This window comes from Methyloversatilis sp. XJ19-13 (assembly GCF_024580155.1).
Classification (GTDB): Bacteria; Pseudomonadota; Gammaproteobacteria; order Burkholderiales; family Rhodocyclaceae; genus Methyloversatilis.
Genome location: NZ_JANINH010000001.1, coordinates 1 through 18,221, shown reverse-complemented (window position 1 = coordinate 18,221; position 18,221 = coordinate 1). Strand labels below are relative to the sequence as shown.

The window sequence follows — 18,221 nt, the reverse complement described above, 5'->3', positions numbered from 1 at the left end:
AGCCAACAACAACCGTCGCCGCTTCAGTCGATCACCAGCACGCCGTCGATCTCGACCATTGCACCGCGCGGCAGCGCCGACACGCCGACCGCGGCACGCGCCGGATAGGGCTGCTTCAGGTAGCGCGCCATGGCTTCGTTAACCTTGACGAAATTGCCGAGGTCGGTGAGGTAGACATTCAGCTTGACCGCGTCGTCGAGCGATCCGCCTGCGGCTTCGGCGACCGCCTTCAGATTGTCGAACACGCGGGCGATCTGGGCGTCGATGCCGTCGACCATGTCCATCTTGACGGGATCGAGACCGATCTGGCCCGACAGATAGACGGTGTTGCCGACCTTCACGGCCTGCGAATAGGTGCCGATGGCAGCGGGTGCATCAGGGGTGGAAACGATGGTGCGCGACATGCGTATCTCCGGAAGTCTGAAAGGGGAATGCGGCGCAACGACCTGATGGTCGTGCGCCGGACGACGCCGGATTATCGCGGATTCGCGGACACACGGCGCAGCACCGTGTACCCGTCATGCAAAACGCTCAGTGCGGATGCCGGTGATCGATCGATTCGCTCATGCGGTCGAGCTGGCTGATGACGTCGATGCTCAGGCTTTCCATGCGTGCGATGCTGCTCAGCGCGGCATCGAAACGCCCGGCCCGGGCATGTTCGAGCGCCTCGATGCCGACGCGGTGGAATGCCTCGTGCGGCCCTTCGAGCTCGCGGAACCCGTCCAGGTGGCTGTGACAACGACGACCTTCGCCCTCGTAGTACCACTTGCCCAGCCGGCACTGCACATGGCTGGAGAAACTGTCGGGTGTGAGGCCCGACTCGCCGGACGCCGCCTGATAGACATCCATCTTGTAGGCAAGATGATCGACCTTTGCCAGTTCGGCAAAGGTCCGCAGCGAGGTCGCCGCCATCTGCGCGCCATTGGCGCCGGCCTGTCTGCTGAGTGCGTCCAGCTGCGAACTCGCAGCCAGCCCCTGGGCCGAATAGGCGTCGGCATCGGCTGAATTTGCCTGCATGCGTTCGGTCGCCTGCGCGGTGTCGTGCTGAATGCCATTGACCAGCCCGACGATTTCGGATGTCGCGGCACCGGTGCGTTCGGCCAGCTTGCGCACCTCGTCGGCCACGACCGCGAAGCCGCGGCCCTGTTCGCCGGCGCGCGCCGCTTCGATGGCGGCGTTCAGCGCCAGCAGATTGGTCTGGTCGGCGATTTCGCGGATCAGCCCGACGATGCCGCCGATCCGCTCTGCGCGCTCGCGCAGCGTGTCGACGCTGAGCGCGGTGTCCTTCAACCGCGCCGAATAGCCCTCCAGGCCGGCTGCGATGACCCGGCTGCCTTCGGCCGTCTGTGATATGCGGGTTGCCGTGTCGGTCGCGCGCTCGGCTTCGCCGGTGACGATTCCGGCCAGAGAGGCCAGGGTTGTCCGGAAACGCTGAAACGAGTCGGCGTAAGCCGTCAGATTCGACAGCAGCCCGGCGTTGAAGCCGCACTGGGCTCGAATGTCCTCGTTGGTTCGCTGCAGTCCGGCCCGTTCGCCTTCAAGGCGCTCGATCTCCGCCCGCAATGCGCCGACCTCCTGGCGCAAACGCTTTCCCTCATCCGCCAGAGCATCCAGCTCCGTCCTTTTCACCCAGCCCAGAAGCGCCATCGCAGCCTCGCGTTTTTTTATTGATCGGGATCTGTATTACGTCCCGATCGAACACGGGCTTTAGAGTCTGTCGGAATTCAGGGCGAGGCAGTTTTCACGGGCGGCCTGCCGCGGCACGCACCGGCGCCGGCACACCACTGTCCATGCCCAGTGCGCGCAGCCTTGCGCGCGCCTGATCGGCTTCCGCGCGCGTCTTGAACGGTCCGACATGAACGCGCGCCTCGATCTGCGATGGAATGCCCTTGAGCGCCAGTTTCGCGCGCACGTCTTCCGCGTTGGCCACGCTGCTGAACACGCCGACCTGCACCCGGTAACCGGTGATTTCGCCCTGGCCGGCTGCCGCCGGTGGTGGCGTACGGGTGATCGGCTGGGCGGCCGGGGCGCGCGCCGCTGCCTGCGCCGGCACCCGCTGCGTCGCCGCCGGCGGGCGCGGTTCGCCATCACTGATCACCAGGCGACCGGGCGTGGCCGGTGCGGCCGCGGGAGCGGGCTCCGCTTCGGCGGTCCCGGCGGGCGCTTCGGGACGCGCCGTGCCTTCGGGAAGCGGTGGCGGGGTATCGGGCAGATTGACTGTCCTTGCCGCTGCCGCAGTAACGTCGGACGCACCCGGGTCGCCGGTGCCTTCGTCGGCCGGCGGCAACGGCGGCAACGCGGTTTCCTCGGCCGGCGGTTCGGCTTCGGCGACGGCCGGCTCGGGTTGCACGCCGGCCATCGGGGGCGGCAAGGGCTCGGCCGGCTTGCGACTCACATCGAACAGCGCCAGACCACCGATCAGCAGCGCGATCAGACCGCCTGCCACCACCACCCGGCGCAGCAGCGCACTGCGCTGTTCCGCCGCCTGTTCCTCGGCGTCGCTTCTCACGCCCAGACGCGCCCGCGCCACTGCCGCACTCATGTTTCCTCTCCCCCGCCCATGCCGCGGCTCTTGGCCAGCGTACGCACCAGTTCAGCTTCTCCGACCGACATTTCGCATTGGTCGGCGATGTCTTCCGCACTCAACCCGCGTGCCGCGAGCGACAGCGCCTCGCTGTATTGCGGCGCCACAGGCGGCAGTTGATTGACCGTTTCCACCCGGCGACCAAGTTCATCGATGCGCAACTCGGCCTGATCGAGACGGATTTCCATCTGCTGCATCAGCGGCGCCAGCCGGCGGTCCAGCAGGGTGTCGAGCAGGGCTTCAATGTCGTCGGAGCCCAGGGCAGGCGCAGCCGGCACGATGGTCGGCGGATCGGGGTCGGCAACCGGTTCCGGCTCGGGTTGCACGCGACGGGCGTTCAGGGTGGACAGGCGCATCAGTGCATAACCCATGTATGTGGCGAGGATGACCAGCGCAACGAGCGCCGCTTCCTTCCAGCCGATAGCCGATACATCGATCAAGAGCACGCTCCGTTGAGGCGCCGTTCCGGGCAGCGGGGCGCCGAGGTCTTTCTGTCGCCATGAGGCGCATTGGCTCGGATAATAAGTCTTTTTGCCCGGATAGGCGCCCATGCTGGTTTCGCTGCTGTTCGCCCTGAAGAAGCTGCTGTCCACCGTGCTGCTGCCGCCGGTCAGTCCGCTGTTCGCCAGCACCCTCGGGCTGCTGCTGCGCCGGCGCCATCCGCGCACTGGCGCGGTGCTGGCGTGGAGCGGCCTGATTGCCCTGTGGCTGCTCGCCACGCCGGTGGTGTCGGGATGGCTGGAGCGTTCGACCTATGCCACCGATGCCGTGGCCGACCTGTCGGACGCCCAGGCCATCGTCATTCTCGGCGCCGGCAGCACCGACAATCTGGTGGATTACGACGGACAGACGGTAAATGGCTTCGCCCTTGAACGTTTGCGCGCCGGCGCCCGGCTGGCGCGGCAGACCGGGCTGCCAGTGCTGGTCAGCGGTGGCGTGGTGTGGCAGGGCAAACCTGAGGCAGACCTGATGGCAGCCGTCCTGCAGGAACAGGATGTTTCGGTGCGCTGGATTGAATCGGCATCGCGCGATACCGGCGACAACGCCGTACTGTCCGCTGCCACACTCGGCAACGAAGGCATCACCCGCGTGGCGCTGGTGACGCACGCCTTCCACATGCGGCGCGCGATGGAACACTTCCGCCGCGCCGGACTGACGCCACTCGCCGCCCCCACCCTGATCCGCCGCGCAGGCGGCGCATCGCCGGGCGATCTGGTACCGAGCATGCGCGCGCTGTCGCAATCATGGGTCGCGCTGCATGAATGGCTGGGCTGGATCGCGATGAACCTGCGCGTGGCATGAAGCCGGCGCAGCCGCCCCGCTCAGAGCTTGGTGCCGCCGCTGACGTCGATCACCTGACCCGTCGTCCACACACCGTCCGGTCCGGCGAGGAAGCCGACGATGCCGGCCACGCGATCCGGACCGGCGATGCCCGACAGCGCCTGGATGGACTGCACGGCATCGGCGCCGCCGCCTTCGAGCAGACCGGTGGTGAGGCGCGTTTCGATGACACCCGGTGCCACGGCATTGACGGTGATACCACGCGGGCCCAGTTCGGCCGCGAGGTGCAGCGTCAGCACATCGACGAAGCCCTTGGTGGCCGAATAGGCGGGCATGCCGGGGAATGCCGTGCGCGCCACCACGGACGACAGGTTGATGATGCGACCGCCGCTGCCCATGCGCGTCAATATCTTCTGCGTGACGAAGAACACCGACCGCATGTTGACCGCCGACAGCTCGTCGAAGCTGTCGACATCCATGTCGCTGATCGATGCGAAGGGCGCGATGCCGGCGTTATTCACCAGCACATCGACCTGCTGTTCAGCCAGGCCGGCGAGCAGTTGGTCGGCGCCGTCGCGCGCTGACAGGTCCGCCTGCACGACCGACGCACTGCCGCCCGCCTGCCGTATGCCTTCGCACACCGCGCGCGCCTCGTCCGCACCGCGGCCGTAGTGGACGACGACATGAAAGCCGTCGCGTGCGAGCCGGCCGGCGACTGCCGCCCCGATACCGCGGGATGCGCCGGTGACCAGTGCAACCTTGCGTGTTCCTGCTGAAGACATCTGGGTTCCTCCCTGTTCTTGTAGTGGGTGCTTCCTGCTGTACTTACATCTCTTGCATCTGGGTGATCAGTCCGACCTGCGGCGACGACGCCACGGCGCGATACGGCACCGCGTCCATCCGCCCGGCCAGAAACGCCTGGCGACCGGCCGCGACGGCGTGGCGCATGGCACTGGCCATCAGCACAGGATCACGCGCATGCGCGATCGCGGTATTCATCAGCACGCCGTCACACCCGAGTTCCATCGCAACGGCCGCGTCCGAAGCGGTGCCGATGCCGGCATCGACGATGACCGGCACGCCGGCCTCGGCAATGATGATTTTCAGGTTCCACGGATTCAGGATTCCCATGCCCGAGCCGATCAGGCTGGCCAGCGGCATCACCGCCACGCAGCCCATGCTTTCGAGCACGCGCGCCTGTATCGGGTCGTCCGAGCAATAGACCATCACGCGAAAACCGTCGCGGATCAGCACTTCGGCCGCGCGCAGCGTTTCCGGCATGTCGGGAAACAGCGTCTTCGAGTCGCCCAGCACTTCGAGCTTCACCAGATCGTGGCCGTCGAGCAGTTCGCGCGCGAGCCGCAGCGTGCGCACCGCGTCATCGGCGGTGTAGCAGCCGGCGGAATTGGGCAGCAGCGTATAGCGACCGACCGGCAGCGCGTCGAGTAGCCCGGGCGCGCCGTCACGCGCCGTCAGCGGCACGCGGCGAATCGCCACGGTGACGATTTCGGCCGCGCTGGCATCCAGCGCGCGTGCGGTTTCGGCGAGGTCGCGATACTTGCCGGTGCCCACCAGCAGGCGCGATTCGAAAGTCTGGCCGCCGATGACCAGGGAGTCGCTCAGACAGGGGCTCAACGGTGGATTCACTTCAACCTCCTCCGACTGCGACGACGATTTCCACGCGATCGCCGTGATTGAGCCAGGTGCAGTCAAACGCGCTGCGCGGCACGATTTCGCCGTTGCGCTCGACCGCGATGCGGCGTGTGCGCAAGGCCTTGCCGTCGAGCAGACAGCCGACGGACATCACGGCGTCCAGCCGTTCGATCTGTCCATTGACGGTGACCAGTGAAGGACGCGGATCAGTCATGATCGGCATGCGCCTGGTGCAGCACGTCGGCGCGGTAGGACGAGCGCACCAGCGGGCCGGCCGCCACTTCGCTGAAACCCAGTTCGAGCGCCTTCTCGCGCAGCGCATCGAAGCGTGCCGGCGTGATGTACTCGATCACCGGCAGGTGCGCCGGCGACGGGCGCAGATACTGACCCAGCGTCAGCAGGTCACAGCCGTGCGCGCGCAGGTCGCGCATCACCTCGACCACTTCGCCTTCGGTTTCACCGAGCCCGAGCATCAGGCCGGTCTTGGTCGGCACGCCCGGGAAGCGCGCGCCGAAATCGCGGATCAGCTTCAACGAGCCTTCGTAGCTCGCGCCGGGCCTGACTTCGCGGTACAGGCGCGGCACGGTTTCCATGTTGTGGTTGAACACGTCCGGCGGCGACACCGCCAGCGCGTCGAGTGCGGCCGCCTCGCGGCCACGGAAATCCGGTGTCAGCACCTCGATCGTGATGTCGGGCGACGCCGCGCGGATGTCGGCCATGCATTGCGCAAAATGCGCAGCGCCGCCGTCGCGCAGGTCGTCGCGGTCGACCGAGGTGATGACGACATAGCGCAGCTTCATCGCCGCAACCGTGTCGGCAAGCCGCTGCGGCTCGCCGGCATCCGGCGCCAGCGGCCGGCCGTGCGACACATCGCAGAACGGGCAGCGGCGCGTGCAGATGGCACCGAGGATCATGAAGGTCGCGGTGCCGCGACCGAAGCACTCGCCGATGTTCGGGCAGGCCGCTTCCTCGCACACTGTATGCAGTGCGTGGTCACGCAGCACGCCCTGCAGCGCGCGCACCGCCGGCGTGTCCTGATCGCGACCGCGCAGCCAGGCAGGTTTCGCCGGCGACGCCACATCTTCGCGGACCTTGACCGGAATGCGGGCCAGCTTGTCGCGTCCGCGCAGGCCTTCCCCCACGACTGCTGAATTCATTTCTTGTCCTTCATCGGGTTGCTGCGGCGCATGCCGCAACGAGGCGGAACACCCGCAACGGATGCCCCGCCCTGTCCATCCCCTGTTCGGGGCGGACGGTGTGACTGCTCAACCTGAGCCCGGGTCGGGCTCCGTTGGTGCTCCGTTCGTACTCAGCTTGTGAACTCGCCGATCAGCTTGTTCACTTCACTGGCCGATTCCATCTGCACCATGTGACCCTGTGCCGGCAGCACGACCACCCTGGCCGACGGGATGGCCGAAGCATGCGCGACCGGAATGATCCGGTCGTTCTCGCCCCAGATCACCAGCACCGGCTTGCCGCTTGCCGCCGCGACATCGGCCAGCAGCGCCGATTGCCGGCCGCCGGGGAACAGCCCGCCGGCCAGTGTGGCCAGCGCCTCGTCCACACCTTCCAGCCGCTTGTACTTGAGCATGTCGTCGATCAGCTGACGGGTAACCAGGCCGGCGTCCGAAAAGAGCTGGGCCAGCAGCGGCTTGAGTGCATTGCGCGTGTTGCCGGCAACGAAGCCGTCGATGTAGGCACCGTTGATGTCGCTGCCCAGTCCGGCACTCGCGATCAGCGTCAGTGACTTGACCTTCTGCGGCGCACGGCGCGTCAGCGCAAGACACACGCCGCCACCCATCGAGTGGCCGACGACGTCGGCGGATGCAATGCCGACCGCATCCATGAACCCGCTCACCGCATCGGCCAGATCGTCGAGTGACGCCGCACCGGTGACCTTGGTCGATGCGCCGTGACCCGGCAGGTCGATCGCATAGACAGCGCGCGACGCAGCCAGCGCCTCGTGGTTGAACAGCCAGTTGTTCAGGTCGCCACCGAAGCCGTGGATCAGCAGCAGCGGCGTGCCGCCTTCGCCGCGCTTCAGATAGCGCAACTGCCGGCCATTGACCTGCACCGTCTGCGTCTGCGGACCGGCATCTGCCTCGTCGTCGGTCGGCGGCACGAATTCCGCCTGGAAGCGGGCGATCAGATCATCGATCAGATCATCCGCCACGTCGGCATCGGCAATCACGCCGAGCAACGCGCCGACAGGCAGCACCTCATCCGGCTGGGCGACCTGCCGGCGCAGCACGCCGGTGACGGCCGCCTCGACGGCGCCGGAAATCTTCTCGCTCTCGACTTCGACGATTTCCTCGCCCGGAGCGATCGTGTCACCGACTTCCTTCAGCCACAGGTTGACCTTGCCCTCCTGCATGGACAAGCCCCACTTGGGCATGGTGACAGTAAGAATCGAGGACATCAGCGATACTCCTTGACGCGCATCACGGCTTCTTCGATGCGCGCCGGACTGGGAATGTAAAGATCTTCGAGCGATGCTGCGAAGGGCACGGGTACGTGCGGTGCGGTCACCATCTGGATCGGTGCCTTCAGCGCGCCGAACGCTTCCTGCGCGATGAAGCCCGACACGTCGGACGCCATGCTGCAGCGCGGGTGCGATTCATCGACGATGACCAGACGACCGGTGCGCTCGACGCTTTCGAGAATGGTGTCGAAGTCCATCGGCGAGGTCGTGCGCGGATCGATGATTTCGCACTGGACGCCCTTCTTGCGAAGGCTGGCACCCGCATCCTTGGCGTAATTCACCATGCGGCCGAAGGCCACGATGGTCACGTCGTCACCTTCCTGCACCACGGCGGCTTCGCCGAACGGCACGATGTAGCTTTCTTCCGGCACATCGCCTTCCATCGTATAGAGGGCCTTGTGCTCGAGGAAGATCACCGGATCGTTGTCGCGGATGGACTGGATCAGCAGGCCCTTCGCGTCATACGGATTCGACGGCAGCACCACCTTCAGGCCGGGGATGTGGGTGAAGATGTTGTACAGGCACTGCGAGTGCTGCGCGGCGGCGCGAAAGCCCGCACCGTACATCGCGCGGATGACCACCGGCGTCTTCGCCTTGCCGCCGAACATGTAGCGGAACTTGGCCGCCTGGTTGAAGATCTGGTCGAAGCACACGCCCATGAAATCGATGAACATCAGTTCTGCCACCGGACGCATGCCGTTGCAGGCTGCGCCGACCGCGGCACCGATGTAGCCGGATTCCGAGATCGGCGTGTCGAGCACGCGCCCAGGGTGCTTCGCATACAAGCCCTTGGTGACGCCGAGCACGCCGCCCCACGAGTCTTCCTCGCCCGGTGCGCCGGCGCCGCCGGCCACGTCTTCGCCCATGACGATGACGCTCGGGTCGCGTGCCATTTCCTGATCCAGCGCCTCGTTGATGGCTTGCTGGTAAGTGATCTTTCGTGCCATCTGATATTTCTCCTGTCAGCGTGTGGCGTGGGTTCAGTAAGAGACGTAGACGTCTGCCATCAGGTCTTCGGGCAAGGGCAGCGGATCTGCCTTGGCCTTCACCACCGATGCGTCGATCAGGGTCTTCACCTCGACATCGATGGCTTCGAGCTCGGCCATCGACAGTTCGCCGCGGGACGTCACGCGACGTGCGAACTGCATCAGGCAGTCCTTGGTTTCGCGCAGCTTCTGCACTTCGCCCGGTGCGCGGTAGGTCTGCTGGTCGCCTTCGAAGTGGCCGTAGTAGCGCGACAGCTTCACTTCCAGCAGGGTCGGTCCGCCGCCTTCACGGGCGCGCTTGATCGCTTCGCCGGCCGCTTCATGCACGGCGAAGAAATCGAAGCCGTCGGTGATCACGCCCGGCATGCCGAAGGCTGAGGCACGGTCGGCGATGTTTTCGCAGGCCACCGAGAACTTGCTGGCGGTCGCTTCGGCATAGCCGTTGTTCTCGCCGACGAAGATGACCGGCAGCTTCCACACGGCTGCCAGATTCATGGCCTCGAAAATCGTGCCCTGGTTGGACGCGCCATCACCGAAGAAGCACACGCCGACGTTGTTGCTGCCGCGCAGCTTGGACGCCAGCGCGGTACCGCAGATCAGCGGGCCGCCACCGCCGACGATGCCATTGGCACCCAGCATGCCGACGTCAAGATCAGCGATGTGCATCGAGCCGCCCTTGCCCTTGCAGGTGCCGGTGCGCTTGCCCCAGATCTCGGCCATCATGCCGACCGGATCGACGCCCTTGGCGATGCAGTGGCCGTGGCCACGGTGGGTACTGGCGATGTAGTCGTCGCGGTTCAGGTGCATGCAGATGCCGGTTGCCGACGCTTCCTCACCGGCATACAGGTGGACGAAGCCGGGGATTTCGCCAGTGGCGAAATCGACGTGCAGACGTTCCTCGAATTCCCGGATCGTGCGCATGGTCCGGTAGGCCTGCAGCAGGCCTTCCCTGGTCAATGAACTGCTCATGGGTGCTCCTCGTTGTGGATGGAATGACAAGCCCGCTGATCTCCGGCAGCTGCGGGCGGTTGGCCGGACGAACCGGGCACGAAGACGCTGGCGGCAGGCGCCGGCACCTCCGGGGAGAGACGGGACAGGGCGCGCACGCGGCTCATGCCGGGCACCCTGCGTAGTGGCGCAGCACGCGCCGGCGCGCCGCGTTTTCGAGTACGGCGGCGACATCGATGGTCAGCGGGCCGTGCAGGTCGAGTTCGACGCTGATGCGGTTCGACGGATCGAATTCGATCTCGCGCTCGCCATCGAGCGCGATGGTGCCGCTCTGCGGCGCGAGCTCGACCGGCTGCCCGGGCAACAGGCGACCGTACTCGCGGATACCGACCGCGCTGATCAGTCCCGGGGCAATCGGCACGATCACCTGTTGCGGTGTATGCGCCGTGTCGGCGCAGCGCACATGCAGGCCGTGCGGCGCGCTGCGGGTGACCGGTTCGAGCTGGCCGGCGATCGCCGACAGGCCGATCGCATCGGCCCCGGCAAAGGCGACGAACAGTTCCTCGAGCAGCGCGCTGTCCCACACGGCGCGCGAACCGACGTAGTTGTGGCGCGTGACGCACAGATCGACCAGGGCGATATCCGAGCGGTCATCGCATCGCACGCGCAGCAGCTTGTTGCGCCGCAAGCCGACATCGGCCGGCACGGCACCGGTTGCCAGCAGGCCGGCCGCCAGTCCGGCAACCGTGGCTTCGCGCATTTCGGGGAAGGCGTTGTTGGTACCAGTGGACAGCGCAAGCAGCGGCACCTGGCCGCAGCGCGCCGCCACGGCGCGATGCGTGCCGTCGCCGCCGAGCACGATGATCGCGCCGGCACCGGCCTGACACATCAGCTCGGTCGCCCGCAGCGTGTCGTCGGCCGAGCTGGTCACCGGCATGTCGATGAAGCGCGGCTGCACCGTGACCGCGGAACCGGTGGTCACCGACAGCGCGCGGAACAGCGGGCCGCAGATGCCGCCCGAGTCCGGCATGATCATGACATCACGGACGCCGGCCGCTTCCAGCCCGGCGATCGCCCGCACCATCATGCTGGCCTTCTCTGCGTTCGGAAACACCGACGCACGCGAAGTCAGGCGGCGGATGTCCCGACCCGATGCGGGGTTCGCGATGATGCCGACGAGGGCAGGACGGGGCGGGGCGGACAGCACGGCGATGCGACTCCAGGCGTTGATTACCTGTGTCATTGCATCGGCCGTGCCAGCGCCATCCCGCCAGCCTCGCCCGTGCCGACAAGCGGATGATTCTTAAGCGCTCTTGGGCACCTGGCCCGCGTCGACGCAACACGCGGCCGACCACCTGTCGCATCGCCGCCGGCTGCGACAACGGGTCGTTGAGACACCTGTCTCACTTTTCGGAGACATTCGTCGCGTTGATTTCAGGCGGTCCAGGGCTTACCCTCAAGTCACAAAAGTGAAACCCCGCGGCAGACTTCGTCGCACGCGGAGTTTCGATAGATGCATATATTCGTGAGGAGAAAGACATGGACCGCGGACACACGATCTCGGAACACGTCGGCCGGGTACTGAAGGCCATCGAAGCGCCCAGCCGATCCGCCCCGCTTCACGCGGAACATGACCGGCTCACGCGCTCGTGGCACCGGTCGCTGAACAAGCACTCGATCGACCCCGGGCGGGCGACGACACCGAAGGTCGTCACCGCCTACGAACTGCGCGAGCATCGCGACCGCCTCGAAACCTTCATGCGCATCGCGCGCGAAGGCGTCGAGCGCCTGCACCATCAGGTGCTGCTCGCCGACTACTGCGTGCTGCTGACCGACGCCCAGGGCGTGACGGTCGACTTCCGCACCGTGCCGCACCTGGAGAGAGAACTGAAGGATGAGGGCTTTCGCAACGGCACCTGCTGGGCGGAAGAACACGAAGGCACCTGTGGCGTCGGCACCAGCCTGATCGACTGCCAGCCCACGCTGGTCCATCGCGGCGAACACTTCCGCGCCCACAACATCAGCTTTACCTGCAGCTCGGTGCCCATCGTCGGGCTTGAAGACGAACCGATCGCCGTGCTCGATGCATCGGCCCTGTACTCGCCGGAACAGCGCGAGAGCCAACTGCTGATCTACCGCATGGTGCTCGACAAGGCGCGCCTCATCGAGGACGCCTACGCTCACTACAGCCTGCGCAACCACTGGATACTGCAGCTCGGCCCGATCGCCGAATTCCTGCCGGTCGAAACCGACTACCTGATCGCGTTCGACGACAGTGGTCGCATCGTCGGCGGCAACCGGCGCGCCCGTCACGAACTGATCAACCACAACGGGCGCCGCGCCGAATACCTGCACGACCTGTTCGAGTGCACCGCCAACGGCATCATGGCCGCCGCGCATGCCAGCCCGGGCGCGCCGTTTCCGCTGCGCATGTTCGCCACCGGTCAGCGCTTGTTTGCCGTGCTGCGCGCACCGCACGCCCGCACGCTGCCGCAGATTGCCGCCAAGCCGGTCGCCGAGGCGGAAGACCTGACGGCGCCGCGCGGATTCCGCCACCTCGCGCTGGGCGACCCGCGCGTGAAGGCCAATGTGGGCTGCGCGGTGCGCGTGGCCAACCGCGACATTCCGGTCATGCTGCTGGGCGAGACCGGCACCGGCAAGGAGGCGTTCGCGCGCGGCATCCACGATTTCAGCGACCGGGCCAAACAGCCGTTCGTCGCGCTCAACTGCGCTGCGATTCCGGAAAGCCTGATCGAGAGCGAACTGTTCGGCTACCGCGACGGCGCCTTCACCGGTGCCCGCAACAAGGGCTCGAAGGGCAAGATCCTGCAGTCGGACGGCGGCACCCTCTTTCTCGACGAAATCGGCGACATGCCGCTGTCGCTGCAGAGCAGACTGCTGCGCGTGCTGGCCGAAGGCGAGGTGGTGCCGCTCGGCGCCGAACAGCCGACGCCGGTGCGCCTGCATGTGATCTGCGCGACCCACCAGGACCTGCCGGAGCTGGTGCGCGAGGGGCGCTTCCGCGAAGACCTGTTCTACCGCCTCAACGGCGCTTCGTTCACGCTGCCGCCGCTGCGCGAGCGCGAGGACAAGCGGGCGCTGATCGAGCAGGTGATGCTGGAAGAAAGCACCGCGATGGAGCGCATCGGCATTTCGATCGAGGCACAGACCATGGACGTGCTGCTGGCCTACAGCTGGCCGGGCAACATCCGCCAGTTGCGGCACGCTGTTCGCTACGCCTGCGCCATTGCGGAAGGCCCGCAGGTGAGGCTCGAACATTTCCCGCATGAACTGCGCGCCGGCAACAAGCCGACACGCGTCGCCCTGACGCCACCGCCGGAGCAGCAGCCGGTGGTCGCTGCCATTGCGTACGACGGCTGCGAAGACGACAGCGGCGAGCCCTTGAGTGAAGTGTGCCTGCAACTGCGCCAGAAGATGCTCGAGGCGCTGCGGCGCAATCACTGGAAGGTGACCGAAACGGCACGCCAGCTCGGCATGTCGCGCGCCACCTTCTACCGCAAGATGGCGCGTCTGCGCATCGTGGCGCCCAACTACCTGGACAGTGCCGAGCGAACCGCACAGCAGGGCTGAACCGGAGCCGTCCGACCCGCAGCAGCCTCATGCTGCGGGCGGATGACGCCAGCCTTTCCGGTCACGTCTTACTGCGTGCCGAGAAACTTGATGTAGGCCACCAGTTCCCAGATCTGATCGGTCGAAAACGCCGCGCCCCAGGGCGGCATGATGTCCGACGTGCGACGTCCGTGGAAGATCGTGCGGAAAGCCTCTTCGTCCGGCAGATCGGTGCGTCCCTTGAAATCGGGGGCGCGGCCGCCGACACCATCCGAACCATGGCAGTAGCCCGCGCAGGTCTTGTTGAAACGCTTCTTGCCGAGAGCGATCCGCTCCGGATCGGTCAGATCGAAGGACGGTGCAACAATCGGGTCTTCGGTCGCCATGGCGGGTGACGGCGCGGCCCAGATCATGCCGAGGGCAATCACCAGTGCGGATACGGTCAGCCGGCCTGCGGCATTGCTGCGTGGAGTTTCATGAGTCATTGCTTGAAGTCCTCGTCGGGTTTCCCAATCAGGGTCTCGTGACATTCCATCACGTCCCGATTGAATGTCAGCAGACCCCAGCAACAGTGTGAACGAAAAAAAACAGGCAGCAACATGAGTAACCGCCTGTGAATGAGGAGACATGCCACCCCGGCGCGGAGCCACGCGCCGGGGGTTCCAACGTTGCTACTCCAACGTGAAAGCGATGAGTGCAGCGCCGCCCGGCAGGTCCTTGATCTGCGGGAATGCACCTGCGAGGAAGCCCGGAGCATGCGAGCCCAGACCGGTCGGGAACACGATGTACTGCTTGCCCTTCACCGAGTAGCTGACCGGTCCGCCACGCAGGCCGGAGCCCGAATTGAAGGACCACACTTCCTTGCCGGTTTCCGCGTCGTAACCGAAGATCTTGCCTTCCAGGTCGCCGGTGAACACCAGGCCGCCAGCCGTGGTCAGCACAGACGACAGCGGGGGCATGTCGTACTTGATCGACCACTTGACCTTGCCGGTCAGCGGATCGCGCGCGTCCAGACGGCCATGCGGCTTGCTGTTGGGCGGCGCCACCAGCTTGATCGACTCGATGCCCAGCGACAGCGCCGAGACCGCCTTCAGGTTGTCCGGATCATCCTTGCCGGCGACCACTTCGTTGCAGACTTCCATCGCGTGCGAGTACCACAGGCCGGTGCCCGGGTTGTAGGCGCCGTGATTCCAGCTGCGCGCGCCGAGCAGGTTCGGACAGAAGGTCTTGACCTTGTCGACTTCCGGATAGATCGGATCGATCAGCGCACCGGTCTTCGGGTCGATGCCCTTGACCCAGTTCACGTTCTCGGAGAACTGCCACACGTTTTCGAGTGCGCCGTCCTTCTTGTCCATCACGAACACGAAGCCGCCCTTGTTCAGGTGGACGATGACATCCTTGCCGTCCTTCTGCACGACCAGGGCTTCATACGCCGAATCGTAGTCCCACGAGTCGTTCGGGACTTCCTGACGGTGCCACTTCAGCTTGCCGGTCTTGCCTTCGATCGCGAGCAGCGAAGCCGTATAGAGGTTGTCGCCCTTGCGGTCGTAGTTGTAGTAGTCGGGGGCTGCGTTCGAGGTACCGATGTAGATGGTGTCGGTCTTCGCGTCGTAGGTACCCGGCATCCAGGCGCTGCCGCCACCCACCTTGCCGCTGTCGCCCGGCCAGCTCTTCGGATCGTTCTTGATGACGTCGAATGTCCACGCCGGCTTGCCGGTGTCGGCATTGACTGCGTAGATCTTGCCCGAGATCGGCTGATCGCCACCGGTGGTGCCGCCGAACAGCACGTTGCCGGCCAGTTGCGGCGGCGCCGAGAAGAGCGCGCCGTACTGCGTCTTCGGGTTGGTCAGCTGGGTTGACCACAGTTCCTTGCCGGTCTTCTGGTCGAGCGCGATGAAGCGGCCGTCCAGCGTACCCACAAACACCTTGCCGCGACCCACGGTCACGCCGCGGCTGGCTGCACCGTAGAACACCTGTTCGACGATCTTGTCGAGCTTCGGCGCGTAGTTCCACAGTGTCTTGCCGGTGGCGGCATCGATCGCCCACACGTTGTTGTTGGCCGAAATCGAGTACATCACGCCGTCAATCACGATCGGCGTCGCCTGCAGGCCGTGCGTGATGTTGCCCGGCTGATGGATCCAGGCGACCTTCAGCTTCTTCACGTTTTCACGCGTGATCTGGTTCAGCGGGCTGAAGCGCCAGGCATTGCTGGTGCGGTGATACTCGGGCCAGTTGTTCGGGTCTTCAAAGCCGGCCTTGCCCTGCGCCATGGCAGGCACTGCGGTCATGATGGACAGCGCCGATCCGGCCAGCAGAGTGGCAGACAGGCGGAACATGTTGCGTGAGGCAGTCATCTATCAATCTCCATTCACTTGGGTTCATACACCCGGGTGCAGCCCCGGGTGGTCAAGCAGTCGCTTTGCTTCAGAACATGAAATTCAGACCGACGTTCAGCAGCGTGCTCTTCTCGCCCGCGGTCACGCCTGCAGCGACGATGCTGGTGCGCAGCGTGGCGCCCGCATCGGCATCGGCGTACGCGAACTGCACGTACAGCGTGGTGTCCGGCCGCCACTGGTAGTCATTGCTGATGACCAGAAACTTCGTTTCGTCAGTCTTGTTCCTGTCGTCCTTGTTGATGTAGTACGCCACCGTGGCAGAGTTCTTGGCGTGCCACTTCCAGTCCAGGCCCGTGCCGAAGCCATTGATGTCGGCCAGTTCGGCGCCGGTGCGCGCGTCGTTCTTGGCATTCATCCAGTTGTTCTTCCAGATGAAGTCGCCGAACGGAATCGCGAAGCCGAGCGAGGTGTGCTCGATGTTGCTCTTGCCGGTCTGCTCGTCATTCATCGCCTGGTAGGACGCGGACAGCGTGATCGGGCCGTTGTAGGTTGCGCCCACGGCATACGAGCTGTTGTCCTTGGCCGAACCGGGCTGACCGCCGAACGCGTACAGCACACCGAAATTCACCGGGCCGACAGTATGTCTGTACTGCACGGCGTTGCTGAAGAAAATACCCACATCGTTGTTGGTGTTGCGGTCGCCGCCTGCGGCATTGGCGGTGGTGAACAGCTGACCATAGGCCCATGCATACAGGTTCGAGAACTGCTCCTTGAAGGCACGCGGTTCGGTACCGATGTGGGCCAGCAGTGCCGGGCCGTACTGACGGCCGACCGTCACGCTACCCCAGTCGCCGCGCACACCCAGGTTCGCCTGACGCCGGAAGAGCGGCGTGTTGTTCGTACCGCCGCGCGGCGCATCACCGGTGCCGTGCAGGAAACCGTCGTTGGTGTCGAAGTGCGATTCGAGATTGAAGAACGCAGTGAGATTCGGCTGCAGTTCGCGCTCGCCCTTGAAGCCGATCACGGTCTGACGCAGACCGCTGGTTTCCATCGAAGTCTTGCTGTCGCCGCTGGCGTTGGCCTTGCTGTTGTACAGCAGGCCAACGTCGATGATGCCGAACATCGACAGCTTGGTACCGGCCACTTCACCGATCACGATGTCGGCTTGCGCCGCACCGGGAACCATCATCATTGCCGCAGCGACTGCCGCTGCCAGCGTGCATGCGTTGCGTGCGCCCTGCGCCGACGCGCCAGAGATCTTCTTTTTCATACTCCCCTCCGATTGTTGATGTCGAAACTTCGAGCTTCGACGCGGCGCCGCTTTCGGCGACACCTTCGTCGGAGAACACAAGGGCAGAATCCATGCCAACGCCCACAGCTTTGAATTGACAGGGTATTTTTCCCGGCCTCTGAGATTCACCCGGAGAGACATGCGACAGATGTCTTGGCGAAGCCCGAGAAACTGCGACATCTGTATCGACTGCACGAAGGGCGTCGCAGGTGTCTCGCGAGACGCCTTGGCATGCGTCCGATGACCATTGCGCATGCGGATGGCAACTCACCCGGTGCGCCCGGCAGGCGCCGTTCCGACTCCGGAATTGATGACGGCCGCGCCGCCTGTCCGCGCGCGGCCGACGCGTCATGCGTCCGCTTCGTGGACTGGAAATTGCTGAACCGTACGGACGCACACCGTGCGCCTGTGGTGACATCACCGCAGCCGCGCCCCACAGGAGCTTTCATGAACGCCAAAGACCCGCTTTCCCGCGATTCCCGCGACACCTTCCTCGCCGCGCAGGCGCATGTCGACTCGGCGGCCATCGCGCCGCTGCCCAATTCGCGCAAGGTCTACATCGAAGGGTCGCGCCCGGACATCCGCGTGCCCATGCGCGAGATTTCCCAGTCCGACACCCCCGCCTCCTTCGGTGCCGAGAAGAATCCGCCGGTCTATGTCTATGACTGCTCCGGCCCCTACTCCGACCCTGCCGCCGCCATCGACATCCGCTCCGGCCTGCCCGGCGTGCGCTCGGGCTGGATTGCCGAGCGCGGCGACACCGAGCAACTGTCCGGTCTTTCGTCCGCCTTCGGCACCGAACGCGCCCGCGACACCGCCACCGCCCACCTGCGCTTCCCCGGACTGCACCGTGCGCCGCGCCGTGCCATCGCTGGCGCCAACGTCAGCCAGATGCACTACGCCCGGCGTGGAATCATCACGCCCGAGATGGAATACATCGCCATCCGCGAGAACCTGCAGCGGCGCGAGTACATCGAGTCACTGAAAGCCTCCGGCCCGACCGGTGCCAAGATGGCCGCCCTGCTCGGTCGCCAGCACCCGGGTCAGAGCTTCGGCGCGTCCATCCCCGCCGAAATCACCCCCGAGTTCG

17 protein-coding genes and 1 pseudogene are annotated in these 18,221 nt (G+C 65.6%); 3 read left to right on the top strand and 15 right to left on the bottom strand.

All coding sequences use genetic code 11. The features are described 5' to 3' along the window. Positions 1-23: 23 nt before the first annotated feature. The 4 genes from NMQ14_RS00095 to NMQ14_RS00075 all read right to left on the bottom strand — a co-directional run bounded on the left by NMQ14_RS00095 (position 24) and on the right by NMQ14_RS00075 (position 3,024). Positions 24-404 carry a RidA family protein gene (locus tag NMQ14_RS00095; protein WP_069038424.1) on the bottom strand — a complete coding sequence of 127 codons (381 nt, stop codon included), beginning with the start codon at positions 402-404 and terminating at the stop codon, positions 24-26. Between the two features lie 127 nt (positions 405-531). After that, positions 532-1,584, bottom strand: a complete 1,053-nt coding sequence (locus NMQ14_RS19665) for a methyl-accepting chemotaxis protein (RefSeq protein ID WP_306441008.1) — start codon at positions 1,582-1,584, stop codon at positions 532-534. A 157-nt stretch (positions 1,585-1,741) separates the two neighbouring features. Beyond that, positions 1,742-2,542, bottom strand: coding sequence for an SPOR domain-containing protein (locus NMQ14_RS00080; RefSeq protein ID WP_257092379.1), 801 nt, complete (start codon positions 2,540-2,542; stop codon positions 1,742-1,744). Continuing rightward, a complete protein-coding gene (locus tag NMQ14_RS00075; RefSeq protein WP_257092377.1) occupies positions 2,539-3,024 on the bottom strand; it encodes a DUF2802 domain-containing protein in 486 nt (161 codons plus the stop codon). Before NMQ14_RS00075 ends, NMQ14_RS00080 begins: the two co-directional genes overlap by 4 nt. Positions 3,025-3,133: 109 nt before the next feature. Between NMQ14_RS00075 and NMQ14_RS00070 the strand changes: the two genes are divergently transcribed. Further along, positions 3,134-3,886 carry a YdcF family protein gene (locus NMQ14_RS00070; RefSeq protein WP_257092375.1) on the top strand — a complete coding sequence of 251 codons (753 nt, stop codon included), beginning with the start codon at positions 3,134-3,136 and terminating at the stop codon, positions 3,884-3,886. Positions 3,887-3,906: 20 nt separating this feature from the next. Here the strand turns inward: NMQ14_RS00070 and NMQ14_RS00065 are convergent, their stop codons facing one another. From NMQ14_RS00065 to NMQ14_RS00030, 8 genes are all read right to left on the bottom strand, one after another. Then, positions 3,907-4,647, bottom strand: coding sequence for an SDR family NAD(P)-dependent oxidoreductase (locus tag NMQ14_RS00065; RefSeq protein WP_257092373.1), 741 nt, complete (start codon positions 4,645-4,647; stop codon positions 3,907-3,909). A 43-nt stretch (positions 4,648-4,690) separates the two neighbouring features. Beyond that, entirely contained in the window at positions 4,691-5,512 is an 822-nt protein-coding gene (locus NMQ14_RS00060; RefSeq protein WP_373457159.1) for a thiazole synthase, read from the bottom strand. Between the two features lies 1 nt (position 5,513). Continuing rightward, a complete protein-coding gene (gene thiS, locus NMQ14_RS00055) occupies positions 5,514-5,732 on the bottom strand; it encodes a sulfur carrier protein ThiS (RefSeq protein WP_257092371.1) in 219 nt (72 codons plus the stop codon). Further along, positions 5,725-6,675: a lipoyl synthase gene (lipA, locus tag NMQ14_RS00050; protein ID WP_257092369.1), complete on the bottom strand. Its 951-nt coding sequence runs from the start codon at positions 6,673-6,675 to the stop codon at positions 5,725-5,727. Before lipA ends, thiS begins: the two co-directional genes overlap by 8 nt. 152 nt (positions 6,676-6,827) lie before the next feature. Further along, positions 6,828-7,937, bottom strand: a complete 1,110-nt coding sequence (locus NMQ14_RS00045; RefSeq protein ID WP_257092367.1) for an acetoin dehydrogenase dihydrolipoyllysine-residue acetyltransferase subunit — start codon at positions 7,935-7,937, stop codon at positions 6,828-6,830. Next, entirely contained in the window at positions 7,937-8,947 is a 1,011-nt protein-coding gene (locus NMQ14_RS00040) for an alpha-ketoacid dehydrogenase subunit beta (RefSeq protein ID WP_257080142.1), read from the bottom strand. The genes NMQ14_RS00045 and NMQ14_RS00040 overlap by 1 nt, the downstream gene beginning before the upstream one ends. Before the next feature lie 33 nt (positions 8,948-8,980). Next, a complete protein-coding gene (locus NMQ14_RS00035; RefSeq protein WP_306441007.1) occupies positions 8,981-9,955 on the bottom strand; it encodes a thiamine pyrophosphate-dependent dehydrogenase E1 component subunit alpha in 975 nt (324 codons plus the stop codon). A gap of 142 nt (positions 9,956-10,097) precedes the next feature. Next, positions 10,098-11,177 carry an ATP-NAD kinase family protein gene (locus tag NMQ14_RS00030; protein WP_257092364.1) on the bottom strand — a complete coding sequence of 360 codons (1,080 nt, stop codon included), beginning with the start codon at positions 11,175-11,177 and terminating at the stop codon, positions 10,098-10,100. Positions 11,178-11,473: 296 nt separating this feature from the next. Between NMQ14_RS00030 and NMQ14_RS00025 the strand changes: the two genes are divergently transcribed. Further along, the gene (locus tag NMQ14_RS00025) at positions 11,474-13,525 is read left to right on the top strand and encodes a sigma-54-dependent Fis family transcriptional regulator (RefSeq protein ID WP_257092362.1); all 2,052 of its coding nucleotides are present in this window, start codon (positions 11,474-11,476) and stop codon (positions 13,523-13,525) included. Positions 13,526-13,593: 68 nt separating this feature from the next. Here the strand turns inward: NMQ14_RS00025 and NMQ14_RS00020 are convergent, their stop codons facing one another. The 3 genes from NMQ14_RS00020 to NMQ14_RS00010 form a co-directional block, all read right to left on the bottom strand. Then, entirely contained in the window at positions 13,594-13,989 is a 396-nt protein-coding gene (locus tag NMQ14_RS00020; RefSeq protein ID WP_257092360.1) for a cytochrome c, read from the bottom strand. Between the two features lie 186 nt (positions 13,990-14,175). Then, the gene (locus tag NMQ14_RS00015; protein ID WP_257092358.1) at positions 14,176-15,858 is read right to left on the bottom strand and encodes a PQQ-binding-like beta-propeller repeat protein; all 1,683 of its coding nucleotides are present in this window, start codon (positions 15,856-15,858) and stop codon (positions 14,176-14,178) included. Positions 15,859-15,928: 70 nt separating this feature from the next. Next, positions 15,929-17,110, bottom strand: a complete 1,182-nt coding sequence (locus tag NMQ14_RS00010) for a porin (RefSeq protein WP_257080137.1) — start codon at positions 17,108-17,110, stop codon at positions 15,929-15,931. A 468-nt stretch (positions 17,111-17,578) separates the two neighbouring features. Here NMQ14_RS00010 and NMQ14_RS00005 point away from each other — a divergent pair. After that, positions 17,579-18,221: pseudogene (locus tag NMQ14_RS00005) on the top strand (phosphomethylpyrimidine synthase ThiC); the annotation flags it as partial.

Excerpts from the sequence above, each read along its gene's own strand:
- NMQ14_RS00040 (WP_257080142.1), bottom strand. The coding sequence starts at position 8,947 with ATGGCACGAAAGATCACTTACCAGCAAGCCATCAACGAGGCGCTGGAT.
- NMQ14_RS00010 (WP_257080137.1), bottom strand. The coding sequence starts at position 17,110 with ATGAAAAAGAAGATCTCTGGCGCGTCGGCGCAGGGCGCACGCAACGCA.
- NMQ14_RS00095 (WP_069038424.1), bottom strand. The coding sequence starts at position 404 with ATGTCGCGCACCATCGTTTCCACCCCTGATGCACCCGCTGCCATCGGC.
- NMQ14_RS00065 (WP_257092373.1), bottom strand. The coding sequence starts at position 4,647 with ATGTCTTCAGCAGGAACACGCAAGGTTGCACTGGTCACCGGCGCATCC.
- NMQ14_RS00080 (WP_257092379.1), bottom strand. The coding sequence starts at position 2,542 with ATGAGTGCGGCAGTGGCGCGGGCGCGTCTGGGCGTGAGAAGCGACGCC.
- thiS (WP_257092371.1), bottom strand. The coding sequence starts at position 5,732 with ATGACTGATCCGCGTCCTTCACTGGTCACCGTCAATGGACAGATCGAA.
- NMQ14_RS00030 (WP_257092364.1), bottom strand. The coding sequence starts at position 11,177 with ATGACACAGGTAATCAACGCCTGGAGTCGCATCGCCGTGCTGTCCGCC.
- NMQ14_RS00035 (WP_306441007.1), bottom strand. The coding sequence starts at position 9,955 with ATGAGCAGTTCATTGACCAGGGAAGGCCTGCTGCAGGCCTACCGGACC.
- NMQ14_RS00070 (WP_257092375.1), top strand. The coding sequence starts at position 3,134 with ATGCTGGTTTCGCTGCTGTTCGCCCTGAAGAAGCTGCTGTCCACCGTG.
- NMQ14_RS00025 (WP_257092362.1), top strand. The coding sequence starts at position 11,474 with ATGGACCGCGGACACACGATCTCGGAACACGTCGGCCGGGTACTGAAG.
- NMQ14_RS00015 (WP_257092358.1), bottom strand. The coding sequence starts at position 15,858 with ATGACTGCCTCACGCAACATGTTCCGCCTGTCTGCCACTCTGCTGGCC.
- NMQ14_RS00020 (WP_257092360.1), bottom strand. The coding sequence starts at position 13,989 with ATGACTCATGAAACTCCACGCAGCAATGCCGCAGGCCGGCTGACCGTA.
- NMQ14_RS00045 (WP_257092367.1), bottom strand. The coding sequence starts at position 7,937 with ATGTCCTCGATTCTTACTGTCACCATGCCCAAGTGGGGCTTGTCCATG.
- lipA (WP_257092369.1), bottom strand. The coding sequence starts at position 6,675 with ATGAATTCAGCAGTCGTGGGGGAAGGCCTGCGCGGACGCGACAAGCTG.